This is a genomic window from Bacillus sp. PK3_68 (assembly GCF_003600835.1).
GTDB lineage: Bacteria > Bacillota > Bacilli > Bacillales > Domibacillaceae > Pseudobacillus.
Genome location: NZ_NQYC01000001.1, coordinates 1419517 through 1437138, shown reverse-complemented (window position 1 = coordinate 1437138; position 17622 = coordinate 1419517). Strand labels below are relative to the sequence as shown.

Here is a 17622-nt window from a genome sequence, read left to right as displayed (position 1 = left end):
CCCCTTTTGTCGACAAACTGAAGCTATCTCTTTTCAGAGATAGCTTTTTATATTTACAGGTTTTCAAAGATAGAAATCTCTCTTTTTAGAAATTTCAAGGTGTACATTAACAGGCAAAAACCAGCGGACAACCAGATGAAACCAATCGTTTTTCCAATCGGGCTAATACCAAAGAAAATGTAAACGCAGACAGAGAGACCGAGCAGCGGAAATAACAAATTGGTGATGAATTGCCATCCCTGCCTTTCTTTCCGACGAAAGTAGAACTCTTTGACGACTGAAAGGTTAACACAAACAAAACCAAAGAGGGCTCCTATGACAATCAGCTGGAAAAGAACGGATAAAGGAATGAAAACAGCACCAATATAGCCGACTATTGCTAATGAGGCAATACTGTTGACGGGCGTTTGATATTTCGGATGCAGCCGGGCAAAAAAATCCGGCAGCATTTTGTCGCTACCCATACTGAATAAGATTCGAGAAGCGGATGCCTGTCCGGCCAAAGCAGTTGATATTCCCGACACGGCAATAATCAACGTACAAATGGTGGCAAGGGGGCTGCCGCCGACAGCGGTAGCAATTTCAAAAAAAGCTGTTTCCTGAGAGGCAAATGAAGTGAAGTCTGGCGCTGCAAGTGTAGCAAAATATACTTGACATATATAAAAGAAGGAACTGATTAACAAAGAAAGAATAGCGGCGCGGCCGACCATCTTTCCTGTAACTTTAGAATCTTCAGACATAGTTGTTACGGCGTCAAATCCCAAATAGGAAAGGACAGCAATCGAGGCGCCTGTAACCAGTGAATTCATTGAGAAAGTATCCCGATTATAGATCCCCTGTAAAGAAAAAAGACTGCTGATTCCGCCTGAAGAAATGATGCTTTTGACAGCAAAGCCGATAAATAATGCGAGGCTGAAGAACATGAGCAGCATCATATACATATTCACACGCGAGGTAACGCGGGCGCCAAAGTAGTTACTTAATGTGACTGGAACGACGAAAATCAATAGAACGATCCACAAGGGGACAGAGGGAATGAGCTCCATCAGAAAGACAGCACTTAATTTATAAAGCAGCATCGGAATTAGTAAGTAATCGAGTAAAATCGCCCATCCAGCCATAAAGCCTAGTTGCGGATGAATGGCTTGGGAAGTATAACTGTAAGTGGAACCAGCCTTTGGAAAAGCGCCAGCCATTTTTCCATAACAAAAAGCGGTGAAAATCATAGCCACTAATCCTACTACATAGGAGAGTACCGCATGTCCTTTGGATAGCTGGGTCAGTTCTCCAAAGAGTGTCTGGGCTGAAACAGGTGCCATGAATACCATGCCAAAAATAACTAAATCACGCGTTTTTAAAACTTTTTTTAATGAATGGGCTGATGCCTCGGCTTGGATTCCATTCGTTTCAGTTGCTGAATAATTATATTCATTCATTATGCTTCTCCTCTCTGGAAAATATTGGCCAGTAACGCTCGTTGACTAATCTAAACGAGACATTTACTGACCAATTGGAAAGATAAACGAGCTTTTTTATTGCGATAATGTCTTGATCAGCTATTTTACTAGTTAAATAGCTTATAAAACTTTTTGTTCAAATGCTTTGATTGAATCAGACAGCGTATGAATGATCGTCTCAATGTCTTGCTTGTTCACGATGAGAGGCGGAGCAATGGCTACTACGTTCAATCCTCCAAAAATGAGCGGGCGCAAGATGAGATTTCGTTTGGCACACTCTTCTACCACCGCTGGCGCTGCAAATACAGACGGATCAAACGCTGTGTCGCTGTCTGGATCAGCAAGAAGCTCAATTCCTCCCATTAAGCCAAGAGCTCGGGGCTTAGCTGCAATTTTATGAGTGTCCTGCAGATAATGTAATCCGTTAAGCAATTCTTTTTCCATTTGTTTAGCATTGTCAACAAGGCCTTCATTTTCAATAATCTCAATATTTTTTAAAGCGACAGCACAGGCAGTCGGGTGGCCGCTGTAAGTAAAACCATGGAAGAAAACGTTATCAGACAGTTCAGCTAATTCATCTCGCAGCTGTTCGGTCATCATCACAGCCCCGAGCTGGATATAGCCGCTTGTAATTCCTTTAGCAACCGACATTAAATCAGGGACGACATCCCAGTGTTCGACGCCAAACATTTTACCGGTTCTGCCAAAGCCTGTAATGACTTCATCTGTCATCATTAAAATGCCATACTCGTCACATAGCCGGCGCACAGCTTTCAAATAGCCTTCAGGCGGGATTTGTATACCGCCGACACCTTGGACAGGTTCGAGGATAACTCCTGCAATTGTTTCAGGTCCTTCTTTTTCAATCAATCCTCTAATACTGCGTTCATAGCCTGGGGCTGATTTATCACCGCGTTCGCATTCCGTTTGATAAGGCAGTGCATGCAGAAAGTCCGGCGCGATGGCGGTAATCATATTTTTAAATTCTGGCACACCCGTTGCACTTGTTGCTCCCATCGTGACCCCGTGATAACTTCTTTCCAGTGCGATAATTTTCTTGCGCTCCGGCTGTCCTTTCATCTTCCAATAATGTCGGACAATTTTGATGGCGCTTTCATTTGATTCCGAACCGCCTGAGGTAAAAAAGCTGACATTCAAGTTTCCAGATGCCAAACTTGCTAGTTTTTTAGACAAACGGATAACGACATCATGAGAATTATTGAAGAATGACGATCCATAGGCGAGAGTCATCATTTGCTCACTGGCTGCATCAGCAAGTTCCTTGCGCCCATAGCCAATGTTTACGTTCCATAATGATGAAACCCCATCAATAAATTGATTGCCGTGAACATCGGTTACATGAATGCCATGGCCTTTTGTAAAAATGTGCGCAGGTCCATTCGCTTGTTGATCTTTTAGTGGAGTGGTTGGATGGAAGTAATGTTTTTTATCCCATTCAACTAAATTTTCAGCAATTGTTTTGGCTTTTTCTGTTTGAATTGACATCTTCATTTCCTCCTGTAAAGTAGATTGTAAATATAAAAAAAATACTATAGACTGAATATTAAAATATCTTTCTTACTACGTTCTTACAAATAAACTCCTCTTTCTTACAATGATAAAAATTAAAACGGTTACAATTCTGTCTTAAAGGAGAGATAGTAGAATGAAATGGATAGAGACAAAATTAAGAATGCCTGTATACTCTCCGATTGTTCAGCGCGGCCGCTTATTCTCCGAGCTGGAGTGCCTGAAACCAGCATCTCTGATTTCAATTATTGGAGATAGTGGGTATGGGAAGACCACACTTGTAGCTAGTTACATCCATGAAAAAAAGATTCCTGCTGTCTGGTATAACCTTACAGGCTCTGACCGTTATAAGCATGTATTTATAAGCTATTTAAAGGCAGGAATTATGGAAAAGCTGCATAAAAAGAGACCGACAGCCAACACTTCTCCCGAAAGTACAGAAGCCGAGTTTGAAGAGTTGCTTTTACTTTTAACCGCCCAGAAAGAGCCGCTATGCATTGTTTTTGATGATTACCAATCGGTCAATCAGAGTCCGGAAATTAAGGCGGTTATGAAAGAGTTGTTAGCGCACTGTTCTCCCTTTATTCGATTTATTATCATTAGTCGAGTTCGTCCTAATTTGTCTATCTCCAGGTTGAAAACTGAAGGCAAATATAAAGAGTTAACAACCGATGATATTGCGTTTACTCTTGCTGAAACGGAGGAATTCTTTCATTCGGCCCATCAATTAAAGTTAGAGCCCCATGAATTAGAATTGATATACAAGAAAACAGAAGGTTGGATTGCAAGCTATCAGCTCATATTAGGTATTATCAGTAAAATGGCTGCCAAAGAACGAGCTCAATTCTGGACACAATTTCCGCACGTTCAAGACATTTATGACTACCTTTCCTCAGAGGTGTTTGAAGCTCAGTCTGAAGAAATAAAAGAATTCTTATGTGAGACGAGCTTGTTGCCTGAACTCAACCCAGAAATAATTGATGAGCTGTTAGGGAGAAAAGATTCTAAGCATATTTTGCAGCAATTGCAGCGTGAGCATCTATTCATTGCCAGTGAGGGCGAGGGAACGACTAGATATCATGGGCTGTTTCGCGAATTTCTCTATCAAAAATATAAAGAACGTGCTTCTTCCATCACCCTTCAGGAACAGCAGCTGAAGCTGGCAGCTATTTATGAATCAAGATACCAATTTGTTTATGCTTTCGTTTATTCGGTAATCGGCAAAGATTATCCAGCGGCTGCCCGGCTGATGGAATTAATTAGCCATCGCTATAATCCGATTGAATCAATGGTTTTTCTTGACGGCTGGCTGGAGGAAATGACACTAGAGAAAAACATTGCCAACAATACGCTGTTTCTCATTCGCTGTGTACCACTGTCCATCATTCAACAACTGATTGCTCAATTTGAAAAGAACATGGCGCTCTTAAAAGAGAAAAACAATAAATTATGGTTATGCAGTCTTCAGCATCGGCTGGCGACTATTTTTCTTATGCACGGTGACCTGATGAAAGCGAAACAGCTGTTTTTAGAATCCTTGCAGGAATCCGAGCGTTTTCAAGATAGGCCAATGACAGCTTTGAATTTAAATCTGCTCGCTGAAATTCAACGATATTTTGGCGAGTATAAAGAGGCATTGCAAAATGTGAGAAGATCCCTTTTTATTTCAGAAAAATATGGTCATAAACATACCCAGCTTCATGCGCTCGATACGATCGCTACTATTTGTCTGGATGAGGGAAAATTGGATGAAGCAGACCTCCACATTCATCAAGCGTTAACAATTGCTAAGAAGTACGATCGCTCGTCATTATTTTTTATTTATACAACGATGGGGCGGATGCTTCGCATGAGAGGAGACCTCAATGGGGCGATTAAATGGGGAAAGAAAGCAGTGGACATCTCCGAAGAATACAATATTAATTTTGATATTGGCTGGTCCAATAGAGAGTTGGGTCTTAGCTACATAGAGGGGAAGCAATGGCAACAGGCTGAGAATTGTTTGATGGAGGCTTATCGTGCATTTGAATTGTTCGCCTATTATCGTTGTACAGTCATCAAATCACAGATTGAATTGTATCGTCAAAAGAATGACAGGGTGCGAGAAAAACAAAAGACCACAGAGTTTGTACAACTATGCAAAGAGCATAACTTTTATTGGGAAGAAGCTGGGATAAAAGCAGTTGAGGGAGTAATCGTTAAAGAGAAACAGAAGGTTCCGCTTGAAATTCAAACACTTGGTTCACTGAAGATCTTTTATAAAGGACAGCCGGTTATCATTAAGAGAAAATCCAGCCTCCGTTTGCTTCAATTCCTTGTTACCTACCGAAATAAGAAAATAGAAAAAGATATTCTGCTTGATGCTCTTTTTCCGAATGGATCATTAGAGTCTGTTCAAAACCAATTGCATGTAACTGTATCAACTTTAAGAAAGGCGCTTGAGCCCCCGCTAAAAAAAGGAGGCCATTCCCGATTTATTAGTCGTTCGGATAATCATTATCTATTCCATACGACAGAAATAGATTTGGATATTGAACGTTTTTGTCAATTAGCTTCTGCAGGAAGGGAAGCGAATTCTCCAGTGAATATAAAGAAATTGCTTGCAGCAGAAGCATTGTATAGAGGAGACTATCTTGAAGAGTATCCGTATGAGCATTATGTAGAAGCGGAACGAGAGAATATGCGGTCTCTATTTATGAAAATATGCCGCACGCTTGCTCAGTATTATGAACAGCAAGAAGAATACGAGAAGTGTTTTACCTATTTTGAAAAGCTCATTAAAAAAGATCCTTATCAGGAAGAGGTCTATTTTGACTATATAAAATTGCTCCTAAGACAGAATATGACCACGGAAGCAAATCGCCTTGCTCGCCAGCTAGTCATTCATGTAGAGGAAGAAATGGGAATCGATATACGAGGTCGTGTGCATCGATTATTTTCGACATTTAACCGAGTTCCGGTTTTTTAGGCGTGTAAGGCAATCCGATGAATAATGGGCCATTTTAAAGTATGGAAATGAAAGGACTTGTTTTGTCGCTTATCGACAAAAGCTACCTGGTATTGTTTTTATTTTTTGTTCACTTATAACAAAATAACAGTTGATAATTGGAAAATCTGTTTGAAAATTGTAACTGATGGACTTATCATATAATTAATCACTCCTGCTAAAGTAGCCTTAGGAATCGTCTGTTTTTTCTTTATTGAGATATGTAGGCTAAATGGCTGATAGGGAAAGGGAAAGCAATGAAACTTAAAACAAAGCTCTATATCGGATTTGGTTTTCTTTTTGGGCTATTCATCCTTTCGTATTTTATTCTTATGTTTATGATGAATCAACTTAGCCTAAATGCAAATGTCGCTGTTAAAAATTATGAGATGCTTGATTTGGCTAATACGATTCAAGATGAATTAAATGTGTTCAGCAGGGAGTCAAGAGGGCTTATATCCAATCCACCGGAAGAATTAGTAAAAGAACTAGAAAAAAACAGAGATCAAGCGATGGTGAATGTGCATGCAGCGATTACTTCTCTCGAAAAATTGGATAAACGAGAACAGTCCCAACACTTAATCCAAGACTTAAACAGACTGGGCAAACAATATAGTGCTTTAGAGAAAAAAACAGACGCGTCAACAAACATTGGAGAGGATAAAGAGCTTCTAAAAATATTTTGGTATGACAGCCGAAAAATTAGAGAAGAGATGAGTAACATTGCTGAAAAACTGCAAAACATTCAGAAGAAAACAATCGATGCAGAACTGAAAAAGTCTGTGGAAACGTACAAACGGACAAACCAAATCATTTTCATCTATGTGGTGGCTGTTTTCCTTGTCGGCTTAACTATCATGACTTGGATTTTACGAAGCATAACGGGAAGTCTGCAAAAGGTGACTTCTGTTATGACTGAAGTAGCTTTTAATCGTTCAGATCAACTTCCGCGTATAGAAGTAACGACAAAAGATGAAATCGGGGAAATTGCTCTTGCCTTTAACGAAATGGCCCAATCTCTTGAAATTCATGCTCGGCAGGAAAAACAATTAAAAAACGAAGCAGAGGAAAGAAGCTGGTTAAGCACAAAAATTGCCGAAGTTGCCCATATGTATCCTGGAATAGATAATTTGGAAACATTAGCTCAATGGTTCATCAATAAGGTTGCCGCCATTTCGGGAGCTAATTATGGTGTTTTTTACATAAAGGAGTATGAGGGAGGCCTAGAAAAATTACGGAAGATTGCTGCTTATGCAGATCCTCATTCCGTAATAGAAGGAGAATGCTTTTACTTGGGCGAAGGTATTATTGGGCAGTGTGCCGCAGAAAATCGCACAATCTCCCTTGATCAGGTACCTGAAAATTATATAAAAATTAAATCGGGCCTTGGTTCGGCAGCCCCGGCTCATGTGATAGCTATGCCGGCTGAATTTAAGGGTGAAGTATTGGCTGTCATTGAACTTGCTTCTTTCAACACATTCAGCCGGCTTGAACAGCTGTTTCTCCAGGAAGTGATCGGAAATGTGGGCATGAACATCAACAGAACGTTAAATCATACGAAAGTAGAAAAGCTGCTTGAAGAATTTCAAGCATTAAATGAGGAATTGCAAAGCCAATCAGAAGAACTTCAGCTGCAACAGGAAGAGCTGCGGACGGTGAATGAACAGCTTGAAGAGCAATATGAACAATCTGAACAAAAAACGAGGGAGCTAGAAAAAATAAGAAAAAAACTAGAGGAAAAAGCCCAGCAGTTGACTATTAGCTCTCAATATAAATCAGAGTTTCTTGCCAATATGTCCCACGAGCTTCGCACACCTCTAAACAGCCTGCTTATTTTAGCTCAGATGCTAGCTGATAACGCCGAAAATAATCTGACAACTGAACAAATAGAGTATGCAAAGACTATTTTTTCTTCAGGAAAGGACCTGTTGAATTTAATTAATGACATATTGGACATAGCAAAAGTTGAAGCAGGAAAAATGGAAATTATTTTCGAAAATGTAAAGCTAAGCGACATTAAAGATTTTGTAAATGCGCAATTTACACCTGTGGCCCGCAAGAAGAATATTCAATTTTATGTTGAACTCGCTGCTGGTCTTCCCGAGATTATTCGTACGGATAAGCAGCGGTTACAACAGATTTTAAAAAATCTGCTATCGAATGCCTTCAAATTCACTAAGCAAGGAACCGTGTCCCTAACGATTCAAAGCATGAAGGATAACCATTCTAATATGGAGATATGTTTTGCGGTTAAGGATACTGGCATTGGAATCTCAGAGGAAAATTTAGAGTTTATTTTTGAGGCATTTAAACAAGCGGATGGCACAATTAGCCGCAAATATGGAGGAACGGGCTTAGGTCTTTCCATCAGTAGAGAAATTGCCCATTTGTTAGGCGGCTTTATTGAGGTAGAAAGCATAGAACATAAGGGAAGCGTATTTACATTATATTTACCCAATTATCAGGAAGCAAAACATTTAGAGACCTCTATTTATGCAATGGAGGCGGCGGCTGGGAAGAGTGAGAAGGAAGAAAGTGTATTTCCCTCTGAGCCTGCTTTTTCAGTGCCCGTGAGTGAAGGGGAGAGAAAAGAAGATCTTGAAAGACAGGTGCTGCTCAAAGGCAAAAAGATACTTATCGTAGATGACGACATGAGAAATATCTTTGCGTTAACAGCAGCTCTCGAAAACTATCAAGTGGAAGTAATGTTTGCAGAAAACGGTAGAGAAGGGATTGGGATTTTACAAGAAAATCCAGCTGTTGATTTAATCTTTATGGACATTATGATGCCTGAAATGAATGGTTTTGAGGCAATCCAGTCGATAAGAAGAATACCAGAGTTTAAGCATCTGCCGATCATCGCTCTTACAGCAAAAGCGATGAAAGATGATCGAAAGCAATGTATTGATGCAGGGGCCTCAGATTACATCAGCAAGCCAATCGATCTAGAACAGCTCTTTTCTATTATTCAAGTATGGTTATACAGATAGGCGGGGGAATACGGGTGAACAAAGCAATAGAACAAGAAGAGCAAAACGATAGTCTGCCGCATAAAGAACTGGAAAGTATAGAGGTAGATTTATTGCTTGAAGGGATTTACCGCTATTACGGATTCGATTTTAGAAACTATGCGCTTCCCTTTTTAAAACGCAGAATCTGGAATAGGATGCGAACAGAAAAAGTAACAAGTATTTCGGGGTTGCAGGAAAGAGTATTGCATGACTCTTCGGTGATGGAGAAGTTATGTGAAGACTTTTCAATTAATGTCACGGAAATGTTTCGTGATCCAAGCTTTTTTTTATCGTTTCGAACAAAAGTCATTCCGTTTTTAAGAGATTGCTCTTCAATCAAGATTTGGCATGCAGGCTGTTCAACCGGAGAGGAAGTATATTCTATGGCTATTCTTTTGTATGAAGAAGGCCTATATGAGAAAACAAGAATTTATGCGACGGATATGAACAGAACTGTACTAACCTATGCTCAAAATGGAGAATTTCCGTTGCAGAAAATGCAATTATATACAAAAAATTATTTAGCAGCGGGAGGAACGAGTGCTTTTTCAGAGTACTATACGGCTAAACAAAAAAAAGCAGCTTTTCATCCATTTTTAGCAAAAAACATTATTTTTGCCGAGCACAATTTGGCGGCCGATCGTTCATTTAATGAATTTCATATTATTATTTGCCGCAATGTCATGATCTATTTTAATAAATTGCTTCAAAATCGTGTTTATAATCTTTTTCATGAAAGTTTAGTCCAATCAGGCATTCTCGGACTTGGCAGTAAAGAAGGAATTAAATTTACGAGCATTACAAATTTTTATGAGGAAGTGGATCCGTTTGAAAAAATATACAGAAAGATCCAATAGTTCTTTATCTACCCAGGTAATGCCGGCAAGCAGTGAGGAAAAAGAGTGGACAATTGAAGAAGAAGCCCACCAACAAAAGGTGAATATTCTCATGGTTGATGATCATCCTGAAAATTTACTCGTGCTAAAAGCTGTCCTCGCTTCGCCGGACTACCATCTTGTATGTGCAAATTCAGGTGAAGAAGCTTTAAAGTATGTACTCAAACAGGACTTTGCTGTTATTTTGCTCGATGTGCAAATGCCGGGATTAAATGGATTTGAAACGGCTAATCTTATTAAAGCAAGAGAACGATCTAAGTATATTCCCATTATTTTTATTACGGCGATCAATCAAACGATGGAAAATGTGCTTCAAGGATACGGACTCGGTGCAGTAGATTATATATTCAAGCCATTTCATCCAGAAACTTTAAAGCTAAAGGTCGAACAGTTTGTTAAAATCTATCAAAATCATAAAAAACTGAAGCACGAAAGTGAATTGCGGCGTCAAAATGAGCTGAAAAAAGTAAATGAAAAATTAAAACGCACGACATTTGATTTGCGCAAAAATGAAGAATTGGCGAGAGTCATTGGTGAAACATTGCTTGATACGATTATTACGTTTGATGAACAAGGGTGTATTTTATCGGTTAACCCGGCTATTACACGCATGTTTGGCTATTCAATGGATGATCTTCCTGGAAAGCATATGGTTAATCTTTTGCCCGGCTTTTCTCCTCAGCTGATGGATTATGTCAGAGAAATGACTGGCCAGCTGCTTGAGGCTGTTGTCAAAAATAAAGAGGGGAAAGACATACCAGTCGAAATCCAAATTGGCGAGGCTCAGATAGGAGATGAATATCTTTTTGTCTGCTCCATTCGTAATATTGCAGAAAGAAAGAAGATGGAAAAAGAACGAAAACGGCAATATGCCCTTTTAGAAAAGCTAGTGAAGGAAAGAACACAGGAATTATCACAGGCAAATGAACAACTGCGAAAAGAAATCGAAGAACGTAAAAAAATGGCCGAAGCTTTGCGACTATCCAAAGAACATTTTTATAAAATTTTTCAATCAAGTCCTTGTTTAATCGAGCTTCGTACGTTAAGGGACGGAAAGTATATTGATGTAAATGCGAGCTGGTTGAACCATACTGGTTATTCATATGAAGAAATACTTAATCAAACCGTTCCTGTTTTAAATCTCACAGGAAGAGATGACTTGAAAAATGGTGAATGTGTTCGCAATGCAGAAATTCAATATCAAACAAAAGCAGGGATGATCAGGCATGGGCTGTTGTCGACAGAGATCCTTGAGATCCAGGGAGAACAATGTGTGTTAAGTGCTATTACCGATATTACGGAGCGCGTGCGGTTGGAAAGCGAGGTAGCGCGGTTGGACCGCCTATATTTAGTGGGGGAAATGGCCGCTGGCATTGCCCACGAAATTAGAAACCCAATGACAACCGTCAGAGGATTTTTAGAGCTGTCAAAGAGTGATCCAGAGCATTTAATGGTGAAGTATGTTGATTTAATGCTCGGAGAATTAGATAGGGCTAATTCAATCATCACTGAGTTTCTTAATTTAGCCAAGAATAAGGTGAGCGACAAGAAGCTACAGCCTCTTAATCCGGTGATTGAAGGATTACACCCATTAATACAAGCAGAAGCATTAATGAACGACAAGTTCGTTTCTCTTCAGCTAAGCGACTGTCCCGAACTTTATTTGGATGAAAAGGAAATTAGTCAATTAATTTTAAATTTGTCTTTAAACGGACTAGAGGCGATGGACCCTGGAGGGAAACTTACGCTGAAAACATATACAGAAAAGAATACGGTCGTTTTAGAGGTAAAGGACGAAGGCGGCGGCATCAAGCCGGAGTTTCTTGAAACGATTGGCACTCCTTTCTTTACAACGAAAGATACAGGTACAGGACTAGGGCTCGCTATTTGCTATAGTGTAGCTGAACGGCATCATGCGGTTATTGATCTAAAAACGAGTGAGCAAGGAACCACTTTTTTTATCCGGTTTGCCATCACCGGAGGAAACCAAAGCGAGGCAACTCCATAAGTGATAGACACTTTGGGATTGCCTCGCTTTGGTGGCCTGCTATTGAGCGGAAGGGGGCTGGTAAGATGTCCGTAAACGGCGTTTTCTCTTTAAGCTCTGTGCCCATTTCATACAAATGATAAGCGTGATTATAATGATCACTGCTCCAAATATATAAGGAAGAGCCATATTGATATCAAATAAAGCGCCGGCAAGCGCGGGACCCACCATATTGCCGATACTCATATAGGCGTTATTCATTCCGGCCGCAAAGCCTTGTTCACTTCCTGCCATTTTGGAAACCGTTGTATTGATAGCTGGGCGAAGCAAGGAAGCGGCAGTAAAGAAGAAGGCAGATACTGTAAGAACAGAAGCGAATCCAGTAGCAAACAACAAGCCAATCATAGAAGCAGCTGCGACTACAAGCATGATGTTCATAATACGGACTTCTCCAAATACTCGCAGCACTCTATCTAAGACAAAGGCTTGCACAATGACACCAATCAAGCCGCCAACGACCATAAGCATAGAAATATCGGAAGGGCTAAAACCGAATTTGACATTTGTGTATAAGCTAATCGTTGCTTGATAATTGGCAAGACCGAATGATAGGGTAAACATCATCATTAAAAGAATAAAGTAGGGCTTTTTTGCAGAAAGAGCGAGCTGTTTAAATAAAGGATCACGTTTTTTAGATGTCATTGGCATCGCCGCACGTTCAGGCTCTTTTAAAAATAAGATAGAGAGAATAACAGCTAAAGCGGCGGCAGCCCCTGCGATAAAAAACGGAGCCCGCAAGCCTAGTGTGGAAAGAAAGCCACCGATCCCGGGCCCGACAACAAAGCCAAGTGACATGGAGGCTCCGAGCCGTCCCATTCCTTTTGCCCGTGTTTCTACTGTCGTAATATCAGCAACAAAAGCCATCATAGAAGGAATCATAAAAGCCGCTCCGATGCCCCCAAAGATACGCGAAGCGTAAAGCAATATTAGCTGCTGGGAAAAAGCGAACAAAAATTGAGAAAAAGAAAAAAGAATAAGACCGAACACAATCGCTTTTTTGCGACCGAGCCGGTCAGACAAATCTCCTGCGATCGGAGAGAAGATAAACTGTGCAAAGGCAAACGTAGCAATTAACAGGCCAAAGGTTTTCCCCCCTGCTCCAAAATCATGTATGATAGTGGGCATAATTGGAATCACAAGCCCAATGCCTGTCATAACAATGAACATGTTGGCCATTAAAATGAGGAGCGGGAATTGTTGTACATTTTTTTGTGACATAGGATCAACCTGCTTTCTTTTTACTCTCTTTACTTACTAAATCGGTGTTACGATGGATATAAACGAATCATTCTCTCAAGTTCCCCGGCCAATGGGGCCAGTTCTTCATTTTCTTTCAAGTTACGAATCATCCCTGTCAAAAGCGCTGGTCTTGGCTTTAATTCTCTCAATTCCTTTTCCATTATTTCTATAGATTCTGCTATGATTGCTTCTTCTTGAGCTGCAGCCGTTTCTTTTAATTTTCGTAAGATATAGAGCGGATGTACCGTTTCTTCCTTCTGTCTGTCTGTGAGCTCCTGTAAGAGAGGGGTTACGAAAAATGGCTCCGGCCGTTTTTCGATCAGTGCCTGAGCTGCTGCTTCAAGCTGAAAAAATAAAAAATGAGCGAGCTTATGGAAGTCACAAGCGTTCCCCTCTTCCATCACCCCACGCATATATGAAGTGAACATTCCTTTTAAGGTAGCTGTTAAATCAGCTGCATACGGAACGATCTCCTCACCGAATACAGAAACGATTCCTTTTTCTGTTCTGCGCAAAATTTTGGCATTTTCCTGGCGAACATATTGATTCAGCGACTTATCTTCCAATCCACTTAACTCATTCATTTGCATAAGGAAAAACTCCTGGAACTTCCAATAATGTTGGATGCGAATTGCAATTTCATGAATGAAAACTTCCCGCGGCGTGTCACCATCTTTCGAAGAGGCGGCAAGCTGATCGCTTAGAAGCTGGTAATAATAAGAAAAAATGTCTAATAGGAGCTCTTCTTTTGATTTGAAATAAGTATACAGGCTGCCCTTGGATATCCCGCATATATCAGCTACTTGCTGCATCGATGTTTGATGAAAGCTTTTTTGAGAGAAAAGCTTCATGGCAGTAATGAGTATTTTCCGTTTCTTTTCGTTCATCTTCTTTTCCCAACCATTCGGTTTCCAATTTGACCATTTGGTCATGATTGATCAATTTTAACACATCTTCATTTTATTTACACGAAAAAATTTCGATTAGCGAAGCTTTTTTAGGAGAGAGCCCTTTTCCTTTCACGCTGCCTCATGAAAGGAACTTGTTACAAAGAAAGGATGCCAGCAAATCTTAGTTTGCTGGCATCCTTTCTTAGCTGTTGTCTATTCATACTTCTCAACGTTTTAAATGTCGAATGATCCGGTCAAACACATGGTCTGTATCGTCAGTTTTAAAATATACAATGTCATTAGGTTGTAAGAAGGTGTCCAAAAAGCTTTTCATTTCTTCTTCCTCAGAAAAGTGATAAATATTGTCTTTTTTCATTCCTGCGCGAATGGCTGACTTGGCAATATCTTTTGCAAAAAAACCTTTTGTAATGAGCACATCTATTCCTATCTCTTTCAGTAGCTGACCGATTTTTTTATATTCTTCATCCGCATAGATTCCAAGTTCAGCCATTCTTCCTAAAACAGCAATGGTTCTTTGTGAAGAACGAGCCATATCTACTAAAGATAGTAAACCACTTTTTAAGGAAGCGGGATTCGATTTCCATGTATCATCGATAAGAACGGTTTTGTTTCGACCTTCAATAATCTCAAAATGAGAACTCAAATGCTCAAAGGATGCTAATCTTTTTATAGCGGAGGTAACCTTCATTCCCATTTCTCTGGCTGTTGCAATAGAAGCGACAGCATTGTAAACGTTATGTTCTCCTAATCCAGGAACGGATCCCGTATACGATTTCCCCCTATAATTGACCTTGAAATAGGTCTTGTTTTTATGAGAATACATGTCTTTTATCCGCCAATCAGCCTGTTTATCTTTTCCAAAAGTTATTAATTTGCCTCGATATTTAGAGAAATCCATGGATAGAATGTGAGGATCATCGGCATTAATAATAAGCGTTCCTTTATTATTGAGCCCCCTTATCAATTTTTCTTTTTCTCTTACATACTCTCTAAATGAGCGGAAGTGATCTGTATGATCAACATCAATCATGGTCATGACACCCATTGTTGGAAAGAAATATTTACAGGTTTCCATCATATGACCGGGTTCGGCGACGGCTGCTTCTATAATAGCGGCATCCGTTTCTTCATCGATACCCATCAAATAAGGAAGGTTGTAACAGCCGGCGTTTTTATTGGAAACGGTTGCTTGGACCTTGCAGTCTTTTTGTAAAATATGTTTAAGCATTTCTTTCGTTGTTGTTTTTCCACAAGTGCCGGTGATAGCTACAACAGGAATATCAAATAAATGACGGTAGTAAGAAGTGAATGTAAAGAAGGCCTTCATTACATCGTCCACCATTATAATTTGTTCGGGTCTTAATTTGTCCATGTTGGAGAAAGATGAATCGGTTACTATATAAAAACTTGTAAACTTCTTAAACTTTTCCCCATCCAGAAATATCCTTCCGCTTCTCCGAAAATATAACGTGTGGTTTCCTGGATAAAACTTGTTATGGGTAACGTTGGAGATAGACACGCCTTGATGGGCCTTGTCCGGCTTGATTCCCATTGAAGTTAATATCGCCTCTAAGGCTAGAGGTTTCAAACGGGTTACTCCTTTCTTTAATTTTTAGTGATCGTACATTATATAGTATGACTATTCGAGCTGATTGCTTGGACATCTGTGCGTAACTTTGTCTATCTGTATATGAAAAATATTCCTTTTTAATTATCGATGAGCAATAATCTCTATTTATAGTATTTATGACTATTCATTTTAAAAGTAAATTGAATAAGATGCATCATAGACAAGTGTACAATATACGTATTTATTCGGACTTTACATGGAGGCACGTTGGAAAAATGAAAGCGATTATTTTTTTAGATACGAATCAGTCAGGATCGAGCCGAGAGGGGATCAAAGCAGCAAAAGAGATGGGGTTTTTTACCCATCTGTTAACGAATCGGGCGAGCATTCTTGAGAAAAACAAGGAATTTACGGAAGTGGATGAAATGCATGCTGTGAACTTAAAACAGAAGGAAAGCATTGAAGAAGCGATAATGAACATTCGATCTACCTACCAGGTGGTTGGCATTATAAGCTTTATTGATCCTTATGTTCACGTTGCAGCAGAGCTTTCAAATCATCTCTGTCATACAAATTTATCTGTAGAAAGCATAAAAATAATGGAAAACAAAGCACGAATGAGAGCCTGTTTAAAAGAAAAAAAGTATTCCCCCTATTATTTAATTGTTCAAGAAAATGAATCGATTCATCCAGTTACTTGCCTTCTTAAAGGAAGATACCCTCTTGTGGTCAAGATGCCTAACTCCGCTGGATCAAAGGATGTTTTTTTTATTGAAAATGAGTATGAGCTGAGAAATCGCATCAAATATTTGCGTAAGAGGTATCCGGGGGAAGAGATTCTTATTGAGGAGTATCTTGAAGGACCGCAGTTCATTGTTGAAGCGATTGTTTTTGAGGGCACTATTCACATTGCGGCTGTAGTCGAACAGGAGATTACAAGGAGAAAAAGATTTATTGTGACAGGATATAGCGTGGTCTTGAATCGTAATAAAGAAATGTATAACCGCTTGATTGAAACCTCACGGGAAATTATTAGTGAGTTGGATGTAGAAAATGGAAATTGTCATTTAGAATTGAGGTGGGTAGAGGGGGAGTGGAAGCTAATTGAGATCAATCCACGTATTTCCGGAGGAATAATGAATAAGCTCGTGGAAGAAGCATACGGGTTTAGCTACGTGGAACAAATATTGAAAATTTATTTAGGGAATGAGCCCTTATTAGTGCGGAAGCATAAAAATCATGTATATGCCCATTACATGACGGTTCATCTAGTCGGCACACTTTTAAAAGTAACCGGAAGAAATGAGGCTAGGAAAGAACCGGGTGTCATTGAAATTTATATAAAACCTAAAAATGGCCAAACATTAACCCCTCCTTTGTCGATGGGGCATCGGTATGGTTATGTGTTAGCGAAGGGCAGGACGGAGAGCGAGGCAAAGGAAATTGCGTTAAAGGCTGCCAGCCATATTCACTTTCATCTTAAACCTATATAATGGCAAACATTATGGAAAGGAGGAAAAACGTTGAGTAACTACAATTCTTCTGTCTCAAAAAGTTGTATATATGAATTAATGGCAACCTTATTAAAAGAGGAAGAATGGCTTGAAGATGAGAGCTCTTTCTTTACCTTGGATAAAGAAAAAAGTAGCCTTCCTTTTTTATTATATATGAACCGGGGAAACCTGTTTGTAGGAAAGGGCATGGAGGAGGGAGAGGGCGATTGGCTGCTTTCTTCCTTCTTTACCTTAAAGACTTTACATGCCGACGGCGCTTGTGCAACTTTATCTGTTTTGGAACCGATAGGTATCGATGGATGCAGAGTGGCGTCATTTTCAGAAGTATTTTCGTTACTGGAGACTAATTTTTGCTTAACCGTGGACTTGACCTGTTTCTGTGCGATTCAATTCCTGCCTTCTCAATTAATAGAGCGTCCTTTGCCAGACATCGAGCCAAAATGCAAATAGACGCTCTCCGA

General features: G+C 39.8%; 11 protein-coding genes. 6 read left to right on the top strand and 5 right to left on the bottom strand.

What is annotated here, in order from left to right:
* Positions 1–53: 53 nt before the first annotated feature.
* Together CJ483_RS07485 and CJ483_RS07480 are read right to left on the bottom strand one after the other, a co-directional pair.
* Positions 54–1436 (bottom strand): APC family permease, encoded by a 1383-nt coding sequence (locus CJ483_RS07485; protein WP_120033640.1) that lies wholly within the window; start codon positions 1434–1436, stop codon positions 54–56.
* A 141-nt stretch (positions 1437–1577) separates the two neighbouring features.
* A complete protein-coding gene (locus CJ483_RS07480) occupies positions 1578–2963 on the bottom strand; it encodes an aminotransferase family protein (protein WP_120033638.1) in 1386 nt (461 codons plus the stop codon).
* Positions 2964–3123: 160 nt separating this feature from the next.
* Between CJ483_RS07480 and CJ483_RS07475 the strand changes: the two genes are divergently transcribed.
* From CJ483_RS07475 to CJ483_RS07460, 4 genes are all read left to right on the top strand, one after another.
* Positions 3124–5955 (top strand): AfsR/SARP family transcriptional regulator, encoded by a 2832-nt coding sequence (locus CJ483_RS07475; protein ID WP_120033635.1) that lies wholly within the window; start codon positions 3124–3126, stop codon positions 5953–5955.
* A 275-nt stretch (positions 5956–6230) separates the two neighbouring features.
* On the top strand, positions 6231–8963 hold the full coding sequence (locus CJ483_RS07470) for a response regulator (protein WP_120033633.1): 2733 nt from the start codon (positions 6231–6233) through the stop codon (positions 8961–8963).
* Positions 8964–8977: 14 nt separating this feature from the next.
* Positions 8978–9841, top strand: a complete 864-nt coding sequence (locus tag CJ483_RS07465; RefSeq protein WP_259455586.1) for a CheR family methyltransferase — start codon at positions 8978–8980, stop codon at positions 9839–9841.
* 19 nt (positions 9842–9860) lie between these two features.
* Positions 9861–11888 (top strand): PAS domain S-box protein, encoded by a 2028-nt coding sequence (locus tag CJ483_RS07460; RefSeq protein ID WP_182917148.1) that lies wholly within the window; start codon positions 9861–9863, stop codon positions 11886–11888.
* A gap of 39 nt (positions 11889–11927) precedes the next feature.
* On the opposite strand, the gene CJ483_RS07455 is transcribed toward CJ483_RS07460, so the two are convergent.
* From CJ483_RS07455 to CJ483_RS07445, 3 genes are all read right to left on the bottom strand, one after another.
* Complete coding sequence (locus CJ483_RS07455) at positions 11928–13145, bottom strand: MFS transporter (protein WP_120033627.1); 1218 nt, start codon at positions 13143–13145, stop codon at positions 11928–11930.
* Between the two features lie 47 nt (positions 13146–13192).
* On the bottom strand, positions 13193–14053 hold the full coding sequence (locus CJ483_RS07450) for a TetR/AcrR family transcriptional regulator (RefSeq protein ID WP_182916993.1): 861 nt from the start codon (positions 14051–14053) through the stop codon (positions 13193–13195).
* A 229-nt stretch (positions 14054–14282) separates the two neighbouring features.
* The gene (locus CJ483_RS07445) at positions 14283–15665 is read right to left on the bottom strand and encodes a Mur ligase family protein (RefSeq protein WP_120033623.1); all 1383 of its coding nucleotides are present in this window, start codon (positions 15663–15665) and stop codon (positions 14283–14285) included.
* A 257-nt stretch (positions 15666–15922) separates the two neighbouring features.
* Here CJ483_RS07445 and CJ483_RS07440 point away from each other — a divergent pair, with 257 nt between their 5' ends.
* The gene (locus CJ483_RS07440; protein ID WP_182916992.1) at positions 15923–17140 is read left to right on the top strand and encodes an ATP-grasp domain-containing protein; all 1218 of its coding nucleotides are present in this window, start codon (positions 15923–15925) and stop codon (positions 17138–17140) included.
* A gap of 30 nt (positions 17141–17170) precedes the next feature.
* Positions 17171–17611 carry a CotY/CotZ family spore coat protein gene (locus tag CJ483_RS07435; protein WP_120033619.1) on the top strand — a complete coding sequence of 147 codons (441 nt, stop codon included), beginning with the start codon at positions 17171–17173 and terminating at the stop codon, positions 17609–17611.
* Positions 17612–17622: the final 11 nt, after the last annotated feature.